Below are 19,036 nucleotides of genomic sequence, written 5' to 3'. Positions count from 1 at the left end.
AAAAACAGGTTCTTTTGCGTGTAGCGCTGACCAGTGCCTCGTTCATCATCGATAATTCCTGAATTGTAGTTTGAAAAATTTAACTCGCAAGACTTGAACAGTTTGCGATAATCAGCAAAAGTTCTTGTAAAGCGCAAATTATTTTCAGTTACTTTTAAATATTAAGATAATTGCAATTGTGTTTAAGTATGAGATACGATCATCTCTAGATTTCCATCAATAAAATAATTACCGATAGTCGCTGGCACAATAAAGTTATCACCTTTTTTTACTGTGGAAACACTTTCCTCAGTTACAATTTGACCTGTACCATTGATAACACTGACTAGTAGAAAACGAGTCGTTAATGGGACTTCGACCTTTCCACCAAGCTTCCAATGATAAACCGTAAAGAATTCTCCTTCAATTAAGCGAGTAGACTCTAGATCTGTTAGTTGTTCTTTTAAATTGTCTTGTATGACTTGCCTATGTGGACAAGTCATCACAGCCAATGCTTGTTCCAAATGTAATTCCCGTTTTTTTCCTTGTTGATCGATACGGTCATAATCATAGAGACGAAATGTAATATCAGAACTTTGTTGTGTCTCCAAAATCACAATGCCTTTACCAATCGAATGCAGCGTCCCACTCGGAACATACACAAAATCTCCTTTTTTCACTTTGAGACTTTGAAACAACTTTCCCCATTCTCCTTTGATCATTAGCCGCTGAAACTCTTCTCTCGATTGCGCTTGATGCCCAATAATAATTTCGGCATCTTCTTCACAATCCAAAATATACCAACATTCTGTTTTTCCACTAGGCTTGTCAACAAGCTCTTTAGCGTATTGATCATTGGGATGTACCTGGACAGACAACTGGTCATTTGCATCGAGAATTTTTACGAGTAACGGAAACTCACTATCGGTGACTCTTGAACCGAATAACTGTGGGTAATTCCACCATACTTCCGATAGGCTCATTCCTTGCAGTTCACCATTCATGACAATAGACGGTCCATTTTCATGAGCAGATATGACCCATGCTTCTCCTGTCGTCTGCGAAGGAATATCGTAATTAAACAATTCCTGCAGTTTGCCTCCACCCCAAATTCTTTCTTGAAAAATCGGTTTTAAAAAAACCGGTTCCTTATACATGAGATCTCCTCCCATCATGGAAATAGCAAGTCACTTATACTTAAAAATTTTCTTACATTATCCATAGCGAGCGATTAACTTCTCTTTGCAAATTTCTTCAATTTCTTCCCATTCATGCGAAGTACGGAAAATGTCTTCTTCAATCAGTTCACTACCAGTTTGAACTTCGATAATTTCCATATTGGTTGTGGCCTTTAATGTATGCTTAGCACCTAAAGGAATGTGAATGACATCGCCCGTTCTGACATGGCTTAATTGATCATTAAAAACAAAAATCCCTTCTCCTTTAACAATGGTCCACACTTCACTGCGTTTATAATGCATTTGATAGCTAAGATTTTTCCCTGCATTTATGCCCAGCCGCTTGATCAATACTTCATTACCTTCTGCATACCGCGTATATTCCAATACACGGTACCACCCCCACCGTCGCTCTTCGTACATCGGACGGCTGTTAAAGCCTTCTACATATTCTTTTACTTTCGTACTAGCGTCTTTATCTGTCACCAAAATCCCATCTGGACTTGCTGCTACAACAACGTTACTTAATCCAAGCAAAGTGATTGGGATGTCAAGTTCATTGACAATATGAGAATTTTCTACTCCTTTGCCAATAACTCCTTTGCCTGTTATTTGGACTGCCATTTCATCTGTCAACGTATTCCAAGTACCCAAATCCTTCCAATACCCATCATAGGGCAGCGACACAATATGAGCTGTACGTTCAACAACTTCATAGTCAAAGCTGTTTTTTGGAAGACGGTGATAGTTTCTCAGCAGTTGAGCGTACTCGATTGGCATTCCTCTTTCTTTTAACAGCTCTATGATATAGCCCAATTTAAAGGCGAATACTCCACAATTCCATAAAGCATGTTGTTCGATTAACTCTTCCGCTTGCTGCTCAGTTGGCTTTTCTTTAAAGTAATCTACTGTCAAATAGGAATTATCTTCTTGATTTTTTGGGATAATGTAACCGTATTTTGCAGAAGGGTACGTTGGTTTCACTCCCATTAATGCTAAATCTGCACCAGACTCAAGCAATGCTTTTTCCAGATCCTGAACACGATTAAAAAATCGATTCTCAACATAAGGATCCACTGGCAGCATTCCTACCACTTCATCCAATCCGCACTTCTGGACAGAATAGAGATAAACAGCTGCAAGAGCGATTGCTGGAAATGTATCTCTTCTCTCTGGTTCAGTAACGACATGAACCTCTTGCCCCAATTGTGTTTTGATCATATCTATTTGTGAGCTACTCGTAGCGATAATGGAGTTTTCAGCCATTCCTGTTTGCTCGATTTGTTTCCAAACCCGCTGAACCATAGAAACTTTATTGCCATCTTCATCACTCAATACTTTAAGAAACTGCTTTGACCGTGCATCATTAGAAAGCGGCCACAAGCGTTTTCCTGATCCTCCTGATAACAAAACTAATCTCATAGTAAGTCCTCCTTCTCTCTATCCAACTCCATAAAAAATAGTCCTTTATACTTATTTAACAACTAAAATAATGAACTCATAAAAATTACATAGGTAATTTTTATCCTAAAGCAAAACTAAGTAACCACTATTTTCAATCTTTCTAGTAAGGCATGACCCTATTATATATATAAATACCTAATATTTCAATGTAATTTTCTAATAAATTAGAAATATCAGATATATTTACCTATTTAATATCCCGAATGCTATTAAATCAAGCTTTCTAAGTTGTTTTATTATTCTTTTTTTTAGAAATTAAAGGCATTTTTTAGTTTGTTAGTTATCTAGACATCACGTGTTTGCAATTTACTTGTTTGCTTATCAAAAATCCACATTAAAAAACCACTTCTGAGAAATCATTTGATTTCTCAGAAGTGGTTTTTTAAAACTGTAATTATTTTTTGTGGACAACTTCTTTATATTGTTTTGGTTGAAAAGAATGTTCAAGCGGTGAGTTGTCTGCCACTGCCTGGAGTACTTGACGATATTTGTTGATAGAGGTAGCTCTCGTTAAATTTTCCTCAAGATAAGCACGACCTTTTAAGCCCATCGCTTTTAGTTCCCTTGGATCTAAGCTATGCAAATAATGAATAGCGTGAATAACACCCTCATAATTTTGCGGTTCAATGACCACTCCTGCTCCACTTTCAAAAATCAAACGTTGCACTTCGCTTCCTTGTTCCAAAACACCGAGAACTGGCTTTCCTGCTGCCATAACCCCATAAATTTTACTTGGCACAGAAACACCTTTAATGCCTTTTTGATTGACAACTAAATGAACATCCGCCGAATTCAATGAATACTTGAGAAATTCTTTCGGTTGATAAGGCAAAAACTTCACGTTTTCTAGATTTTTTTCAGTTACATATCGTTGAATCCGCTCTTTTACAGCGCCTTCTCCGATAAATAAGAAGACAATATCAGGCTGCTCCCTAAATTTGTCCGCCACTTGAATCAAGTTCTCTAGGTCGTAGTAGAGCCCTAGATTTCCTGAGTACATGACAATAAACTTGTCCTTTAAGCCATGCGTCTCCAAAAATCCACGTATCGCAGGCTCGCTTTTTTCAATTGGCACAATAGCATCTTCATCTGTCCAATTGCTAATAACGGTATAATTTGGCACTGTCTCATCTTCAAAACGGCCTCTCAAGGTTTCCGCCATGTCCTCACCGACGACCAGCACTTGGTCTGCGTAACTGCAATTTAGTTTATCGATTATTTTCGCGATTTTAAAAACGGACTGATTGTTAGTATAGGCTACTGCCTGAGCTTGTTCGGGATTAAAGTCATGAATACTATAAACATGCTTCGAACGTTTCAACAACTTACCAATAGTGCCGATCAATCCACCTAATACAGGGGGCTGAGAAATCGTGAAGATGACATCGGTTCCTTTTTCTTTCAATAAAGCAATATTGGCTAAGAAAAAGTAAGAAGAAATATACTTTAATCGACTAACTTTCGAGTTTTTATTCACCTCGGGTAGTTTAATGCGAACTACTTTAATCGATTCTACATATCCTTCTTCAAAGAGTTTTTTGCTTTGATGATTTTCGCCGGCATACCCTGGCTGCGCTGCAATTACCGTAATCGTAAAATCTTTTTGAAGATACCCAGTCAGCTCTGTCATCAACTGACTGGTCGCAGCTAATTCCGGATAAAAATAATTAATTACAAAAGTAATTTTCTTTTTACGTAGCATATGGCACTTCCTTTTCCAGAGAGCATGCAAAAAAAAGCCGTCTCCATTTAAAGTTTGTCAAAAATGGCAACTACAGAATCAGTGTATTTGTCTTCCGTATAAAATTCTTCAAATGTTTCTCGGCTCACCCTCCCAAGGCGCATACGTTCTGCATCATCAGATACCAAAGCTTTGATCGCAGTTTTGACGCCTTCAACTGTCGGTTCAACGACAACTCCGCAGTCTTTGATCAATTCTGCGATGATTCCCCGGTCTGAAGAAATAATCGGCAATCCAGCGGCCATCCCTTCGATAATGGACATCGGCTGACCTTCTACTTTGTATTTAGTTGGCAGAGCCATCATATCTGATTCTAGGAAAAAGCGTTTTTTCTCTTCTCCTTGCTTGAGACCATGGTATTGAATATGCTGCTCCATCTCATTTGTCGCAATATAGCGTTGTACTTCTTGAAATTCACTTTCGTTTTGAATTCCACCAACTAAGTTTAACCGAAGATTATGGCCTTCTTTGATCAAAGCAGTCGTTGCTTTGATTAGTTCGACATAGCCTTTTTCGAACATCAGATTACTTAAATACAAGAGAGAAAGTGGTCCGCTCTTCTTCGCTTGACCCACTTCATTTTTTAAGATGAAGTCTGCAGGTATGCCGTTAGATACTACTTCAATGCGATCGACATAACCGCGATAATTAGTTGACAATTTTTCACCTAACACAATGCCGACATCAATTTTTTTCAGCGTATTGACAACAAATTTTTCTGTGATTCCAGAAGTTGCGTCAATCGTCCCACCTAAATTGTTCCCATGCAAATGACTCACTACTTTGCCGCGTCCTACTACTTTACAGGCTTGAATCATTACACAATCTCGTAAAAGTCCCATTTTTGTTTGTGAAATTGAAATATACAAAATCGGATTTTTCATCCGAAGGGACAGCAAGATCGAATAGCCAATGGCAAAAGAATCGTGAAACAATTTATCAAAAGAAAGGGCGCCAGGATGTTCAAAATCTTTGCGACTTAAATTGATTTTTTTCACTTTATACTGCCTGTGCAGCCTATCAGAATTGTATAAAGATTGAAGAGCGATACTCTCTCCTAATATCGGAGGTGGCAAAGGTCCAACAAAAATTAAATCCCTTTTTTTTGTTCTAGTCATTCTAAATCCCCTCCTCGAACTAAGCTCTGCTTGCCCGCTATTCATGTGTATCAAATGCTAATGAGGATCAGTAGAGTTTAACGTAGGTTTGTCTACTAATTCTTTTTCGAACGATGAAATAATAAAATAAATAAGAATAAAAATAGGTAAGATAATGACTAACGGCTTAATGAAATAAATAAAACCATACCAAAATACGCGCGCAATGGTTAGCACAATCCAGTAATAGCCTAGCGCCAAACCAAATTTCCCAAACAGTTTTTTTAGTATAAAGGCTGGTATGAAAATAACGGCATACGTAACAAATGGCGCTGCAATCAGTCCAAGGACTTCGTAATTTAAGTAAAATTCACCATATACAAACAAGCCATAATTTGTATGAATCAGCGAAGCAACGAGATGAGCCGCTTGCGGACTCTGGGCTTCAATTCCAAAAAAAGACGGAATGAGCTGAGGGATGTAATCGATGAGCGTATAGTAATTGCCATAGCTTTGAGTGACCTCAATGGCAGCCGCTGTTGAATAAACCAAATCTTGAACCGTCGGGTAATTAATGAGAATTGATACAGAATCCACAATTGCTTCTACATCAAAAATGAGTCCCGAATGCCTAACCAAACCCAAATAAGAAAACACCAGCAATCCTCCTGCAATCAATGCTGCTTTCTTAAAGGAAAATTTTGACTTCACCACATCCAGCTTTTTAGTTGCAGTTAACAACATATACAGAATGAGCAACAACCCTAAAATATCAACTCTCGCATAATGCGATAACAACCAAAACGGCACAAATAATAACGCGAATTTTCGAATAGCACTGCCTTTAACACCCATTAGCACAAAGAAATAGGAAATTACGACAACAGAATTCCAAGCATTTCCCGGCAATAAGCTAGGCGACAAATCCTTATAGGCTAAGCCTGGCAGATCAGGTAAGTAGATAATAGAAGAGACGATAGCTAATGCACTGAACACCCATGTCGCCAATAAACTATGAACCGTCCCTGAATAATAGGACAAAATTTTAGCATCGTAATTGCTATAGGTTTTATTGGTCATCCACAGCAGTATCGACCAAATGTAGTAGAAAAACAGCGCACTAAATGCCAGTGTATAAAAGTGTTTTTCAATGAGGTGAGTGCGGTCATTGAATAATGCTTGCACTTCTCCTATCGGTGCAAAGCCCAGTATGCTAATAATGGGTAAAAACAGCAGCACTAACGAAAAAGAAGCAAAACCTATTTTGAAGATGTAGATGTCCATAACTAATTTAAGAGAAAAAATAAGCAAAATGAACAGGTTCCATGGATCTTCACTATTGAAAGTCTGGCCTAAGTGAAGTAAATAATAAATCACTGAAATCCCAGTTATTAAATTAACGATGATAAACAGGACTTTTTCAAATCGATCATCGGCCTCAATATGCTTTTCCATCGTCTCATCCCTTTATTTATGATTCCCTTAGCGACAACCCAATTTTTACCTACCTATTTCAAGAAGGTGCATCCACGGATAGAAGATGAGATTTTTTATTGGTTTTTTTGGATTGTGTATAGAGATAGACTAAAATCTTCAAATTTAAAAAAGTAGAAATATAATAGAAGAGAAACTTTAATGACATTCGATTATTTTTGAACGCTTCTATCAATATATTTCTAGACAGCTTTATCGTTTCTTTGTTTTGATCCGTAATGCCAGCTCTGAAAATAACTTTCCAAATGGTTAAAGCAAAACGATGAAAAGTGGCTTTGCGTTGTTTTCCCGCTAACTCTCTGTACTTTTCAAAAATACTCAAATGACCACTGAGCACCGAATTTACATTCGTTGTGATGCGTTCACCACTGTGATGATAAAACAGCACAAGACTTTCTTTAACAAAATCAAACTCAGTGATTTGCGCTAGTCTTATGTACAAATCCCAGTCCTGGCAACTGGGCAAACTAGAATCGAAACCTTCCGTCTGATCTAATATGTCTTTTCTCACTAATACAGAAGAAGTCGTGTCAATATAATTAAATTCAAACAATTTGGCTAATATATCACCTCGAAACTCAGGAATTATTTTACGAGTAGATTGATTGTTTTCGTCCACTACTTGAACTCCCGTGTAGATTACACCTACATTCGGTTTTCCTTGAAATTGTTTTAGTTGTTTTTCCAACTTTTTCGGAAGCCATTGATCGTCTGAATCTAAAAAGCCAATATAATCTCCTGTGGCTCGTTTGATCCCAGTGTTTCTAGCTTCCGATCCCCCTTTGTTCTTACTATGTTTAAGATAAATAATTCGTTCATCCGCCATCTTCTCTACGACTTCTGCTGTATCATCTGTCGAAAAATCATCAATAATAATGATTTCCAAGTTCTGATGACTTTGGTTTTCTAAACTTTTCACTGCTTTTTTCAGCAACGCTGAACGATTATACGTCGGAATAATAACGCTAACTTTATCATTTGAAGCCATCATTACATTCGATCCCCCCACTCGGATAAGGAACTTCCCTTCGACTAATACTCAACGATCGTAGTTCTTTCTTCTTTCAACAAATTGCAGTCGTGCGTGACCATGATTTCTACAAGTTCTTCAAATGACGTCGCAGTTGGATTCCACCCAAGTAGTTTTTTCGCTTTTGAAGGGTCTCCCATTAGTTGCTCAACTTCTGACAACCTGAAATATTCGGGATTGACTTCCAGCACAACGTCTCCTGTTTTTGCATTGATGCCTTTTTCGTCAATTCCTTCTCCTTGCCATTCAATTTCAATTCCTGCATGTTTAAAAGCAAGCGTCGCAAATTCACGAACTGTATGCATTTCTCCTGTCGCAATGACAAAATCTTCAGGCGTCTCATGCTGTAAAATTAGCCACATGCATTCCACATAATCCTTAGCATAACCCCAGTCCCGCCTAGCATCCAGGTTACCAAGCAACAGTTTGTCTTGTTTGCCACTGGCGATGCGTGCGACTGCCATCGTAATTTTTCGCGTTACGAAGGTTTCACCACGACGCTCTGATTCGTGGTTGAACAGAATGCCATTGACTGCGAACATATCATAAGATTCACGATAGTTTTTCGTAATCCAGTAGCCATAAAGTTTCGCCACACCGTAAGGAGAACGAGGATAAAATGGCGTCGTTTCCTTTTGTGGAACTTCTTGCACTTTGCCGTAAAGTTCTGAGGTAGAAGCTTGGTAAATTCGCGTTTTTTTCTCTAGCCCTAAAATACGTACTGCTTCTAAAATACGTAAAGTTCCAATGCCATCCACATCTGCTGTATATTCAGGCGTCTCAAAGGATACTTTTACATGAGACATTGCTGCTAAATTGTAAATTTCATCTGGTTTAATTTCGCTAATTAACCGAATAATATTAGATGTATCGGTCATGTCCCCGTAATGAATATAAAAATTCTCACTCGACTTTAGTTCTTCAATATATAAGTGTTCAATACGTCCCGTATTAAAACTAGAACTTCTACGAATAATGCCATGGACTTCATAACCTTTGTCTAGTAAGAAATCTGATAGAAACGAACCGTCTTGCCCGTTAACTCCTGTAATCAATGCCTTTTTCATGATTTTCCCCCTCAAGTGGTTATGGTTGTATTTTTTTCTACATGTTCTAAAAACCATTTATAAGCTAACTCTAAGCCATCATCTAACGAAATTCCCGCTTCCCATCCGAGGCTTTTTAGACGACTAACATCTACTAATTTGCGCGGAGCTCCATCAGGTTTTGATGTATTAAAGACGATTTCTCCTTGGTACCCAACCGTTTCCCCAATTTTCTCTGCCAACTCTTTAATCGAAATATCTTTCCCCATTCCGATATTGACCAAATCATTGCCGCTGTAAGTATTCATCAAGTAAACCGCAGCATCAGCCAAATCATCTGAGTAAAGAAATTCTCGTTTTGGCGCTCCCGTTCCCCATACCTCTACAGTTGTTATGTGATTCATTTTCGCCTCATGAAATTTCCGAATTAATGCGGGTAGAACATGGGAACTCGTTAAATCGAAATTATCATTTGGTCCATACAAATTTGTTGGCATAATCGAAATAAAATCAGTGCCGTATTGACGGTTGTAGGATTGGCACATTTTAATACCGGCAATTTTGGCAATCGCGTAAGGCTCATTCGTCGGCTCAAGTTCCCCCGTCAACAACGAGTCTTCTCTCATTGGCTGTGTTGCTAGCCTCGGATAAATGCACGTACTGCCTAGAAATAGTAGTTTTTTCACATTATTTTGGTAAGCTGTATCAATCACATTTGTTTGAATCATTAAATTATCTCGAATAAAATCTGCTGGATAATCGTTATTGGCAACAATGCCACCTACCTTTGCAGCAGCTAAAAATACATAGTCAGGTCGCTCTTTTTGAAAGAATGCGCTAACCTGACCGGCTTTTGTCAAATCCAATTCTTGGCTAGTCCGAAATACGAGATTCGTATACCCATTTTTCTGTAGGTTTCTCACAATTGCAGAGCCTACAAGGCCCCGATGTCCAGCTACATAAATTTTTGAATCTAACTTCATAAGTACCCCACCTTTTTTTCAGCCTATGCCATTATGAGTTCATGGATGCTGGAATTTATTACATGTTCCTCAGAAAAAGGATAATTAATAACTATAAAACCTTTGTACCCAAGACTATATACTTACTAATTAATTTTATTTTCTTATTCTAACACATAATAACCTAAATATTACAGATTATTTAGACTATTTAATAATTAATATGAATTCTCTTTTATTTTAACAACAAACTTTCAACCAATCTGCTAAAACTTTTTTCATGCATAGCGATTAGACTCGTCTCCCCCAGCTGTTTGCCGTATTTTCTCACCCTTCTTTAATCGCTGTTCTTTTTTGAAAAAAACTCTTTACTTCTATTACTAGCTCACGTTGATTTAAGAATACTAACAAGCTGTAAATTAACATTCCGATAATGACATCGATCGTCATAATACCAAGTGGCCCAACTTTCGTTAGCTGAGTATTTATGATATACAAAGGCGCTAACATAATAACTGAGTGAATGACCGGCTTAGCAATTGCTCTATTTAGTTCACTTAAACTATCACCAATAATTTGACGAATCCTGACAAAATAACTGACATAAAATAAAACCAGTCTGAGTATACCAACCGCTAAGGCAACAATAACGACACTTCCTGATAAACCGGCGAAAAAGACAACAATTGGAATAATCGCTAATTGAACCAGTTGCCAGTAAAAGCTCCACCTTACTTTCCCCACTGCAATAAATAAGCTGCCACTTGGATTACCCAAAGCTTTGAACAAAGCATATAGACAAAGGATTTGAATAATGACTGTGCTTTGTTTCCAGTCATCTCCAAGCACTACTGGAACTGCATACGGTGCTAACACTACTACTCCTGCCAATAACGGTGCATTAAAGCTCGTTAACATATGGGTTATGAATAAATAGGTTCTACGCAACTTGCTTTTATCCAGCTGAATTTTCGAAAACACCGGAAAGGCTACCCGATTAATCATGGAATTTAATTTCTGAACCGGCTGCATAATTAGGTTCATAGCCATGCTGTAATAACCAAGTGCCGCTGAACCAAGAACAATGCCGACAATCATTTGATCAATTTTCGTCGTGAAATAATTGATGCTGGTCGATCCTAGACGATACATACCAAATGCGACAAATCCTTTAATAGCAGCCCAAGAAAATAGCCATTGTGGTCTCGTTTCTGGATTTCGGTATCCTTCAATTACCCATGGAACACTCCTAAACACTGACATAACGATGTGGCCATAGACTAAAGACCACGGACCAAGATTTGTAAAAATAGCCAAACAAATAGTCAGCATCACACCAGTAGTTGTTGCTAAAATTTCATTTTTTGTAATTTGCAGAAACTCCAACTTTTTTGTGGCAAGTGTTTGGAATTGTAATCCAAACGGTAAAATGAGAAAGCTAATGCCCACTACTTGAATCATCGACGTTAAGCTCGGTTGATCAAACAACCCTGCAATTAAAGGAGCCGCAAGCAACAAGACAATAAATAGCACCAGTCCAACAAAAATAGAAAACCAATACAAACTTGATAACTCAATTTTGGTGATTTTTTCTTTCTGAATAATAGCATCGGTTATTCCCATCTCCAGGAATAATTGAGAAAACTGAATGACAATTTGGACCATCGCAATTAGTCCGAAAACTTCTGGCCCCAATACTTTACCTAAAATCAGCAATTGAGCGATTTGAAGGACACTGGTTACGAGCATGGAAATGGAAGTGAGTTTTACACTGCTTGCTGCTTGGTTTTTCAAAGACGCCATAAGTCATTCCTCTAATCGCGTTTAATATAAAATCTTCTTCCACATATTCCGGCGCTGCTTTGGAAATATTCCATAAGGCTTGTCTGCTGAAAAATCTTCTGGAAATCCGTTCAGATCAAATGAATCATTAACATTTGGTGGGAGTTGTTCATATTGATACAAAAACTCAAAATCAATAATTTTTAATCCATCAGAGCTCAGCAAGATATTTCCGGGATGAAAGTCAATTAGCGCATAGCCTTTATTGTAGAAAAATTCATTTATCGTAAAAATCTCCTGCTTATGTTTTCGTTTTAGAATTTGCTTTTTAATATGCCAACTTTCAGTCAGTCGATTGGTTTTCAAGTACGGAACGATAATGTAATTCTCCCCACTGTCTAGCAGCTTCGGAATAAAATCACACTCCTTACTCAATTCTCCGTAAACAAATTTTTCTCGTTCCAAAAATCGTTCTCTACCCGCTTTATACGTTTTCTTCACCGCTTTATTTCCTAGATATTCAATAATCTCTACTTTAGCGCGTCGCTTTTTTTCTGAAACGTCTGCAATTACTTTTTCCTGCGTTCGATAAGCTTCATCCCAACAATTGATGACGTCTTTAACTTCATTTACGAGATCAGGAGCAACTGCAGCGATATAATCCAGCGCTTCAATTTCATCATCGGCGCTGTGAAGTGGATTAGCACGTTGTTCTTTGGACAATGCACCATTAATTTCCGAGCGCAGCTGCTCTTTTAGTAAGTAATGTTCATTTGAGACATGCGGATACTTTTTCTTCATTTTTGAATCGAGTTGTTTTGGATGATAATCATACATGACCAGTAAAGTGGAAGGCTTGCCTCCACTAACTGGCCATGGACCTTGCCCCCAATTTCCTCCCCTCAAATTTTGTGCAGCGTTTCTTTTTTGTTCATCATCGAGTTTGATTGCACGAATTAAACATAGACCATTACGTTCAAACCAGTCGATCATGTAATCTGTCAGTTGCCGCTGTTCTGCCCATTCCCGAACGACAAAAACCATTAATTCGCCATCCTTCTCAAAATGATGTTCACTTGACTTGATAACAGACTCTAACCAATTGCCACTGACTCCAATAAGCTTCCGAATGGTATCTGTCGAAGGTGCCCAGCCTTGTTCCTCCAAAAACTGATGAAAATAAGGCAAACTAATTTCTTCAAGAGAATTACCCGTTTCAGCTGCAAGTTGCTGAAGAACTGCTGGATAATCATGATCTTGAGGCATTTTTTTAACACGGCCTTCTACATTTGCTGGAATTCCTGATTTTTCACCTTTATGATAAACTGCGTGATACATCAGACTAAGAAAATAATGAATGTTAGACGGTACGTAATACTTGTTGTTCCACAGTTTTTTTTGGTCCAATATGGTTTCAGCAAGATAAGGTGGGTAATAGGCAATATTTTTAAAGTTACTGCCTGTCAGCCCTCCTACGCTATAAATATCAAACGGCAATATGCCGACTTTCTCATTTAACAGTTCTCTGACTTTTTCAATGTGTTTATCCGAAACTAGCAGATCGACATCTTCGTTAAGGTCTAGAAAAGGAAGTTCATCAAACCAGCGCAATACAACGTAATCCAGTTGATGTTCGTTGAGAAGCTTGAAAAAAGAATCAAGTCCAAGTTCCGGTGACAAGTATTGTCGGGCTTCTTTGTCCTTTTGATGATCTCGTTTAAAGACAACGGTCGCTTTTGTTTTTCCCAAACCGTCAATAAAGGACTCAAAATAGAACGTCCATTTTTTCTTTCTCGCTAGTTTGTAAGCCCAAAGCGGCAAGAAACTGGCACGATCAACAATGTTAGACGGAATGAAAAGAATTAAATTTGCTGATGAATGAAACGCATTTTTCAAATCTAAAAAATCAGCGTTGTTCATAATCAATACTTCGGCATTGTTTTTATACGTTAGCGTCTTTTCAGTCGCATAATACAGCTCTGGATCCTGTTTATCACTTGATTTACGTCGACAAATTCCAAGAAAGTTTTTATATCCTGAAGTTGCTAGCTGTTTTTTTAAACTGCTGGTTTCAGCATTGTATTCCAGTATTTTCACTGCTTGTTTGTTCGGATAAGAAGCCGTTATATACTCGCTGATTGTTGGCTGATTTGCCATCATTCCATTCCTCCTCGTCCACCGGCATACTAGACTATGCACATTTTGTTATTTTCTTGCATACTGCCTGTTGAAATACTGTTGGTATTCCCCGCTGATGATCTGTTGCCACCATTCCTTATTTTCCATAAACCAATCGATTGTCTGGGCAATGCCTGTTTCAAAGTCATAAACAGGTCGCCAACCCAATTGCTCAATTTTTGTCGGATCGATTGCATACCGTTTATCGTGACCTAATCGATCTTCAACAAACTCGATCAAGTCATGTGATTTGCCTAAAGTCTCAATAATCGTCCGCACCACTTCCAAATTCGTTTGTTCGTTGTGACCGCCGATGTTGTAAACTTCGCCAATTTCCCCGCTATGCAACACTAAATCAATCGCTGAACAATGATCCAGAACGTGCAACCAGTCACGAACATTTTTGCCATCGCCATAAACAGGCACTTTCTGATCATTTAATACGCGTGAAATTGTTAACGGAATTAGCTTTTCTGGAAAATGATAAGGACCATAATTATTAGAGCAACGCGTAATGTTAACTGGCAAACCGTAAGTCTCGTAATAAGCTCTGACCAATAAATCCGATGACGCTTTACTGGCACTGTAAGGACTACTTGGCTGCAACGGTGTTGTTTCGGTAAAAAAAGTTGTCGGATCGAAATCTAACTCTCCGTATACCTCATCTGTCGAAACGTGGACAAACTTTTTGATCGTTGATCGTTTTGCGGCATCCAGCAACACTTGTGTGCCTAACACATTTGTCCGGATAAAAATTTCTGGCTCTGTAATCGAACGATCTACGTGGCTTTCTGCTGCAAAATGAACAATATAAGTAAAATCTATTTGCTTAAATAGTTCACTAATTGCCTGCCGATCTGCGATATCAAGACGAACAAAGCTATAATTTTTTCCATTTTCGATTTTCTGATGTTTTGTTAAATCCCCTGCATATGTTAGTACATCTAAATTGTAAATATGATAATTCGGATATTTGTCGGCCATATATTGGACAAAGTTCCCCCCAATAAAACCTGCCCCACCGGTTACTAATAGGTTTTCCATAGGTGTGCTCCTTCTATGAGTTATTGGGCAACAATGTATTTCTCGACAACAACGATTTTTCAGAAGCAATATCTAATAAATACTGCCCGTAATCCGTTTTTTTCAAAGGCTGCGCTAACTCTATCAATTGCGCTTGGCTAATATACCCTCTCCTATAAGCAATTTCTTCTAAACAAGCGACATATAACCCCTGTCTTTTTTGAATAGCTTCGACAAAGTTTGAAGCTTCCAGCAAAGCTTCGTGCGTCCCAGTGTCTAACCATGCTAGTCCACGCCCCATAATATTGACATTCAATTCCCCGCGCTTTAAGTATTCATCGACAACAGAAGTAATTTCTTTTTCTCCGCGCGCTGAAGGCGTTATGCTTTTAGCGATTTCAACAACTTGATTGTCAAAGAAATAAAGACCTGGAATAGCATAGGAAGATTTTGGCTGTTCTGGTTTTTCTTCTATAGAAACGATATTTAATTCATCATCTATTTCGACTACCCCATACGCTCTCGGGTCCGCTACGTGACAGCCGAAAATAATGCTACCTTTCGTTAATTCTGCAGACTCTTGTAACCTGCTACCAAAATCCGAGCCATAAAAAACGTTATCGCCCAATACGAGCGCAACCGTTGAATCCCCAATAAAACTCTCACCAATTGTAAATGCTTCAGCCAATCCGTTCGGTTCTTCTTGGATTGCATATTCCAGTTTAATTCCTAATTTTTGTCCATTACCGAGCAAGCTTAAAAATCCAGAAATATCTCGTGGTGTTGAAATAATTAAAATTTCTTTAATTCCCGCAAGCATTAAAACAGACAGTGGATAATAAATCATGGGCTTGTCATAGACAGGCAGCATTTGTTTAGAAATCGATTTTGTTAGCGGGTAAAGACGCGTACCCGTTCCACCAGCTAAAATTATTCCTTTCATCATAACTCCCTCATTTCTTATAGTTGAGATAGACTTTTTTGTGTCACATGAAGTTCTTGGATGATGCCGCAGATCGCTGCGACCGAATCGGTTGATAATGCCCCGTAATAAGGCATGGCCAGCACTTGCTGAACAGCCTTCTGACCATTCGGCAAGTTTTCCGGTCGTGCTGACGGTAAATCGCTGTACCAGTCAAAATCACTACATAAAGGATAAAAGTACTTTCTGGCAAATACATTGTGTTTTTGAAGTTCGCGATGAACATCGTCTCTCGACTTCCCAAATTTAGCCTCATCAATTTCAATAACAAAATACTGATAGCTGCTCGCTCTATCCTCAAGAGTCGTCAAGACTCTAATGCCTTCAATAGCTGCTAAATGCTGTTCATACACTTTTTTAACAGCATGGCGCTTGGTTCGTTCTTCGTCCATTACTTTCAGAACTTCTAGCCCAACGCCTGCCTGGACTTCGTTCAACTTAGCATTTAACCCTGACAGCACTACTTCTTCAGAATTAGCAATTCCAAAGTTTCTCAGTAAATCCAGTTTTTTGACGAGCGCAGGATCCTGATAAACTAGTGCTCCACCTTCAATTGTGTTGAACAGCTTTGTCGCGTGAAAACTGAACATGGTCATATCTCCAAAACTGCTAATCGGTATCCCGTTTATTTTCGATCCAAAAGCATGAGCGCCGTCGTAAATTACTTTTAACCCATGCTTATCCGCAATTGCTTGAATTTTTTCCACATCGCACGGATTACCAAATACGTGAACACCCAAAATGGCACTTGTTTTTTCAGTAATTAAGGCTTCGATTTTATCGGCATCAATATTAAAAGTAACAGGGTCAATGTCGCAAAATACCGGCGTCAAGTTGTTCCAATCTAGTGCTTGTACAGTTGCTGGAAATGTAAATGGCGTTGTAATGACTTCACCTGTTAACGCTAAAGCTTTCAATCCGAGCAATAACGCTAACGTACCGTTATTGAACATAGACAAGTGATCCACTTCTAAGTAAACTTTCAGCTTGTCGCTCAACTCATTGTGTTGTGCACCAAAATTCGTTAATTGCTTACTGTCCCATACGGTCTTTATCCGTGCTGTAACGTCTGTGATGTCTGGCAGTAACGGTCGAGTCACATAAATCGGATGTTCAAAAACTTTTGCCATTCCATTCCCTCCCTCAATGTCAACCAACTTTTTTCTAAATTATCCCGTCTTAGCGGGTTTTATCTTTTTTATGACCGGTACCAGTAACTTGTAGACCGTATCGAATTCTTTGATGTTAAACAATTTGCACATCGTAATGTACAGAACCACTCCTATTCCAATTTGTATGGTGAGCGTTAAAAGTTCTGTAAACGGCAAGAGATTGCCAATCCCGTATACAACAGATCCCATAACAACTGAAATCGTAAAAATCGGTAACAAATCCAGGAATTGTTCTTTCGTACTGTAAGAGATTTCACGTCCCGAAAAATAAACATTAATAAATAGTGATATAAACGAATCTAATACAACCGTTGCTACTAATGCCGTGAGACCTAAGTCCATCCAAATAACGGTAACAATCAACAGTGTTGGAACAATCGTTTTAATAATTTCTAAGTATAAAAATAAATCCGAGCGTCCTTTTACTTGTAAAATATTTAAATTTAAGGCATGAATCGGGTAAAGCATACCGGCAATGGCTAGAAGCTGAAAATAAGGAACCATATCTATCCATTTGGCACCGAATATTAAAAGAATGAGTGGCTCTGCAACAGCTGCAACACCTACCATGAGTGGAAAAATTAAAAATCCTGAAAGCTTAATAACCTTCTTAAAACTTTGTTTTAATCGCTCTTCTTGATCTTGAATACCACTTAACACCGGGTATGTCACACGTTGAATTGTCGCCGTTAACGACTGTGTCGCGACATCGCTAAATTTTGCAGCATTGGTGTAATACCCGAGAGCACCGGCTGAATATTGTTTACCAATAATCATGTAGTACACATTGTTGTAAGCCGTGTCGATTAATCCAGAAACAAGAAGTTTCCAACCAAATCCGAATAACTTTCGGAATGATGTCATGCTAAACGTTAACGAAGGCAGCCACTTTCTAGAAAAAACGAGAAGTAGCGCTTGAATTAAATTCATCAAGAGCATGCGCATGACTAAACTCCAGACACCATATCCTGTCATTGCCATTGCAACTGCAACTACGCCTGATAGAATACTGGCAGCCATATTGACTTTTGCCTGCACTTTGAAGTTCACTTCTTTTGTAAACATTGCCCGGGGAATAATTGAAAATGCATTAATGATGACGCCTAGCGCCAATACTTTAATAATGGATGTTAGTTGTGAGACTTCAAAAAAACCGCTAATTAATGGAGCAGAAAAGAATAATGCAGCATAAATGACGACGGATACACCTAGATTAAAATAGAATACCGTCGAATAATCGGTTTGATCGGCTTTTTGATCACGGATTAACGCTTGTGTAAATCCGCTGTCTACAAGTGAATTTGATAACGCAACAAAGACTAAAATCATTCCAATAATCCCAAAATCCTCCGGCATGAGTAAACGTGCCAAGATAATTTGAATGATAAACTGAATGCCCTGATTTCCCATCAAGTCTCCGAAGCTCCACAGCAGTCCACTGATTGTCTTTTTTTTCAATGAATTTTCCTGTTTCATCTGCTGGCTCCTATCTGAAAAACTATTTACTCAAACCTATTGGTAACTTGGTCGAATTAATAGTACTCATCTATTATTATTGATGTTCGAGACACTAAGAAAAAAACTTTACTTAAAACGCTTTGACCAGAAAACTTAATACTCAGATTTTTGAGACCAGATTTTATTTTTCAATTAATTATAGGTAAATTAAATCTAGTTAACCTCTAAATTATTAATCCTCCATTTCAGATACACTACTTTGTGCTTAATTCTAATTCTTAATTTTCATTCTATCACACTACATGTCATAAATAACAGATAATTTAGATTATTTTTTATTTTAATTAAGCAAATTATTCCACTTTATTTTGACAAAATGAAAATACATTCTTTTTTTGATGAATTTCACGCGTAAAATTCAGTTTTTTTCTGGTATATCCTTCCTGTTTC

14 protein-coding genes are annotated in these 19,036 nt (G+C 38.1%); all 14 read right to left on the bottom strand.

Features of this window, described 5'->3' with window-relative positions; genetic code table 11:
- Positions 1–182: 182 nt before the first annotated feature.
- The gene (gene manA / locus AUO94_RS12970) at positions 183–1,136 is read right to left on the bottom strand and encodes a mannose-6-phosphate isomerase, class I (protein WP_058384611.1); all 954 of its coding nucleotides are present in this window, start codon (positions 1,134–1,136) and stop codon (positions 183–185) included.
- Positions 1,137–1,193: 57 nt separating this feature from the next.
- On the bottom strand, positions 1,194–2,579 hold the full coding sequence (locus AUO94_RS12965) for a sugar phosphate nucleotidyltransferase (RefSeq protein ID WP_058384610.1): 1,386 nt from the start codon (positions 2,577–2,579) through the stop codon (positions 1,194–1,196).
- Between the two features lie 436 nt (positions 2,580–3,015).
- Positions 3,016–4,323, bottom strand: coding sequence for a glycosyltransferase family 4 protein (locus AUO94_RS12960; RefSeq protein ID WP_058384609.1), 1,308 nt, complete (start codon positions 4,321–4,323; stop codon positions 3,016–3,018).
- 47 nt (positions 4,324–4,370) lie between these two features.
- Positions 4,371–5,480 carry a glycosyltransferase family 4 protein gene (locus AUO94_RS12955; RefSeq protein ID WP_058384608.1) on the bottom strand — a complete coding sequence of 370 codons (1,110 nt, stop codon included), beginning with the start codon at positions 5,478–5,480 and terminating at the stop codon, positions 4,371–4,373.
- A 57-nt stretch (positions 5,481–5,537) separates the two neighbouring features.
- Complete coding sequence (locus AUO94_RS12950; protein ID WP_058384607.1) at positions 5,538–6,914, bottom strand: hypothetical protein; 1,377 nt, start codon at positions 6,912–6,914, stop codon at positions 5,538–5,540.
- Positions 6,915–6,972: 58 nt separating this feature from the next.
- The gene (locus tag AUO94_RS12945) at positions 6,973–7,944 is read right to left on the bottom strand and encodes a glycosyltransferase family 2 protein (RefSeq protein WP_058384606.1); all 972 of its coding nucleotides are present in this window, start codon (positions 7,942–7,944) and stop codon (positions 6,973–6,975) included.
- A 41-nt stretch (positions 7,945–7,985) separates the two neighbouring features.
- Positions 7,986–9,050: a GDP-mannose 4,6-dehydratase gene (gene gmd, locus AUO94_RS12940; protein ID WP_058384605.1), complete on the bottom strand. Its 1,065-nt coding sequence runs from the start codon at positions 9,048–9,050 to the stop codon at positions 7,986–7,988.
- Between the two features lie 11 nt (positions 9,051–9,061).
- Positions 9,062–10,012: a GDP-L-fucose synthase gene (gene fcl, locus AUO94_RS12935; RefSeq protein ID WP_058384604.1), complete on the bottom strand. Its 951-nt coding sequence runs from the start codon at positions 10,010–10,012 to the stop codon at positions 9,062–9,064.
- A 306-nt stretch (positions 10,013–10,318) separates the two neighbouring features.
- Positions 10,319–11,794 carry an MOP flippase family protein gene (locus AUO94_RS12930; RefSeq protein ID WP_058384603.1) on the bottom strand — a complete coding sequence of 492 codons (1,476 nt, stop codon included), beginning with the start codon at positions 11,792–11,794 and terminating at the stop codon, positions 10,319–10,321.
- 21 nt (positions 11,795–11,815) lie between these two features.
- Entirely contained in the window at positions 11,816–13,933 is a 2,118-nt protein-coding gene (locus tag AUO94_RS12925) for a protein kinase family protein (protein WP_237150123.1), read from the bottom strand.
- A gap of 45 nt (positions 13,934–13,978) precedes the next feature.
- Positions 13,979–14,995, bottom strand: a complete 1,017-nt coding sequence (rfbB, locus tag AUO94_RS12920) for a dTDP-glucose 4,6-dehydratase (protein WP_058384602.1) — start codon at positions 14,993–14,995, stop codon at positions 13,979–13,981.
- 13 nt (positions 14,996–15,008) lie between these two features.
- On the bottom strand, positions 15,009–15,917 hold the full coding sequence (gene rfbA / locus AUO94_RS12915; protein ID WP_062429935.1) for a glucose-1-phosphate thymidylyltransferase RfbA: 909 nt from the start codon (positions 15,915–15,917) through the stop codon (positions 15,009–15,011).
- 17 nt (positions 15,918–15,934) lie between these two features.
- The gene (locus AUO94_RS12910; protein WP_058384601.1) at positions 15,935–17,086 is read right to left on the bottom strand and encodes a DegT/DnrJ/EryC1/StrS family aminotransferase; all 1,152 of its coding nucleotides are present in this window, start codon (positions 17,084–17,086) and stop codon (positions 15,935–15,937) included.
- Positions 17,087–17,125: 39 nt separating this feature from the next.
- Complete coding sequence (locus AUO94_RS12905) at positions 17,126–18,604, bottom strand: lipopolysaccharide biosynthesis protein (RefSeq protein WP_058384600.1); 1,479 nt, start codon at positions 18,602–18,604, stop codon at positions 17,126–17,128.
- Positions 18,605–19,036 lie beyond the last annotated feature (432 nt).

The organism is Planococcus kocurii (assembly GCF_001465835.2).
Lineage (GTDB): Bacteria > Bacillota > Bacilli > Bacillales_A > Planococcaceae > Planococcus > Planococcus kocurii.
This window is presented reverse-complemented; position numbering and strand designations above follow the sequence as displayed.

Bases quoted from the DNA above. Each gene is read 5' to 3' on its own strand.
- manA (WP_058384611.1), bottom strand. From the start codon at position 1,136: ATGTATAAGGAACCGGTTTTTTTAAAACCGATTTTTCAAGAAAGAATT.
- AUO94_RS12965 (WP_058384610.1), bottom strand. From the start codon at position 2,579: ATGAGATTAGTTTTGTTATCAGGAGGATCAGGAAAACGCTTGTGGCCG.
- AUO94_RS12960 (WP_058384609.1), bottom strand. From the start codon at position 4,323: ATGCTACGTAAAAAGAAAATTACTTTTGTAATTAATTATTTTTATCCG.
- AUO94_RS12955 (WP_058384608.1), bottom strand. From the start codon at position 5,480: ATGACTAGAACAAAAAAAAGGGATTTAATTTTTGTTGGACCTTTGCCA.
- AUO94_RS12950 (WP_058384607.1), bottom strand. From the start codon at position 6,914: ATGGAAAAGCATATTGAGGCCGATGATCGATTTGAAAAAGTCCTGTTT.
- AUO94_RS12945 (WP_058384606.1), bottom strand. From the start codon at position 7,944: ATGATGGCTTCAAATGATAAAGTTAGCGTTATTATTCCGACGTATAAT.
- gmd (WP_058384605.1), bottom strand. From the start codon at position 9,050: ATGAAAAAGGCATTGATTACAGGAGTTAACGGGCAAGACGGTTCGTTT.
- fcl (WP_058384604.1), bottom strand. From the start codon at position 10,012: ATGAAGTTAGATTCAAAAATTTATGTAGCTGGACATCGGGGCCTTGTA.
- AUO94_RS12930 (WP_058384603.1), bottom strand. From the start codon at position 11,794: ATGGCGTCTTTGAAAAACCAAGCAGCAAGCAGTGTAAAACTCACTTCC.
- AUO94_RS12925 (WP_237150123.1), bottom strand. From the start codon at position 13,933: ATGATGGCAAATCAGCCAACAATCAGCGAGTATATAACGGCTTCTTAT.
- rfbB (WP_058384602.1), bottom strand. From the start codon at position 14,995: ATGGAAAACCTATTAGTAACCGGTGGGGCAGGTTTTATTGGGGGGAAC.
- rfbA (WP_062429935.1), bottom strand. From the start codon at position 15,917: ATGAAAGGAATAATTTTAGCTGGTGGAACGGGTACGCGTCTTTACCCG.
- AUO94_RS12910 (WP_058384601.1), bottom strand. From the start codon at position 17,086: ATGGCAAAAGTTTTTGAACATCCGATTTATGTGACTCGACCGTTACTG.
- AUO94_RS12905 (WP_058384600.1), bottom strand. From the start codon at position 18,604: ATGAAACAGGAAAATTCATTGAAAAAAAAGACAATCAGTGGACTGCTG.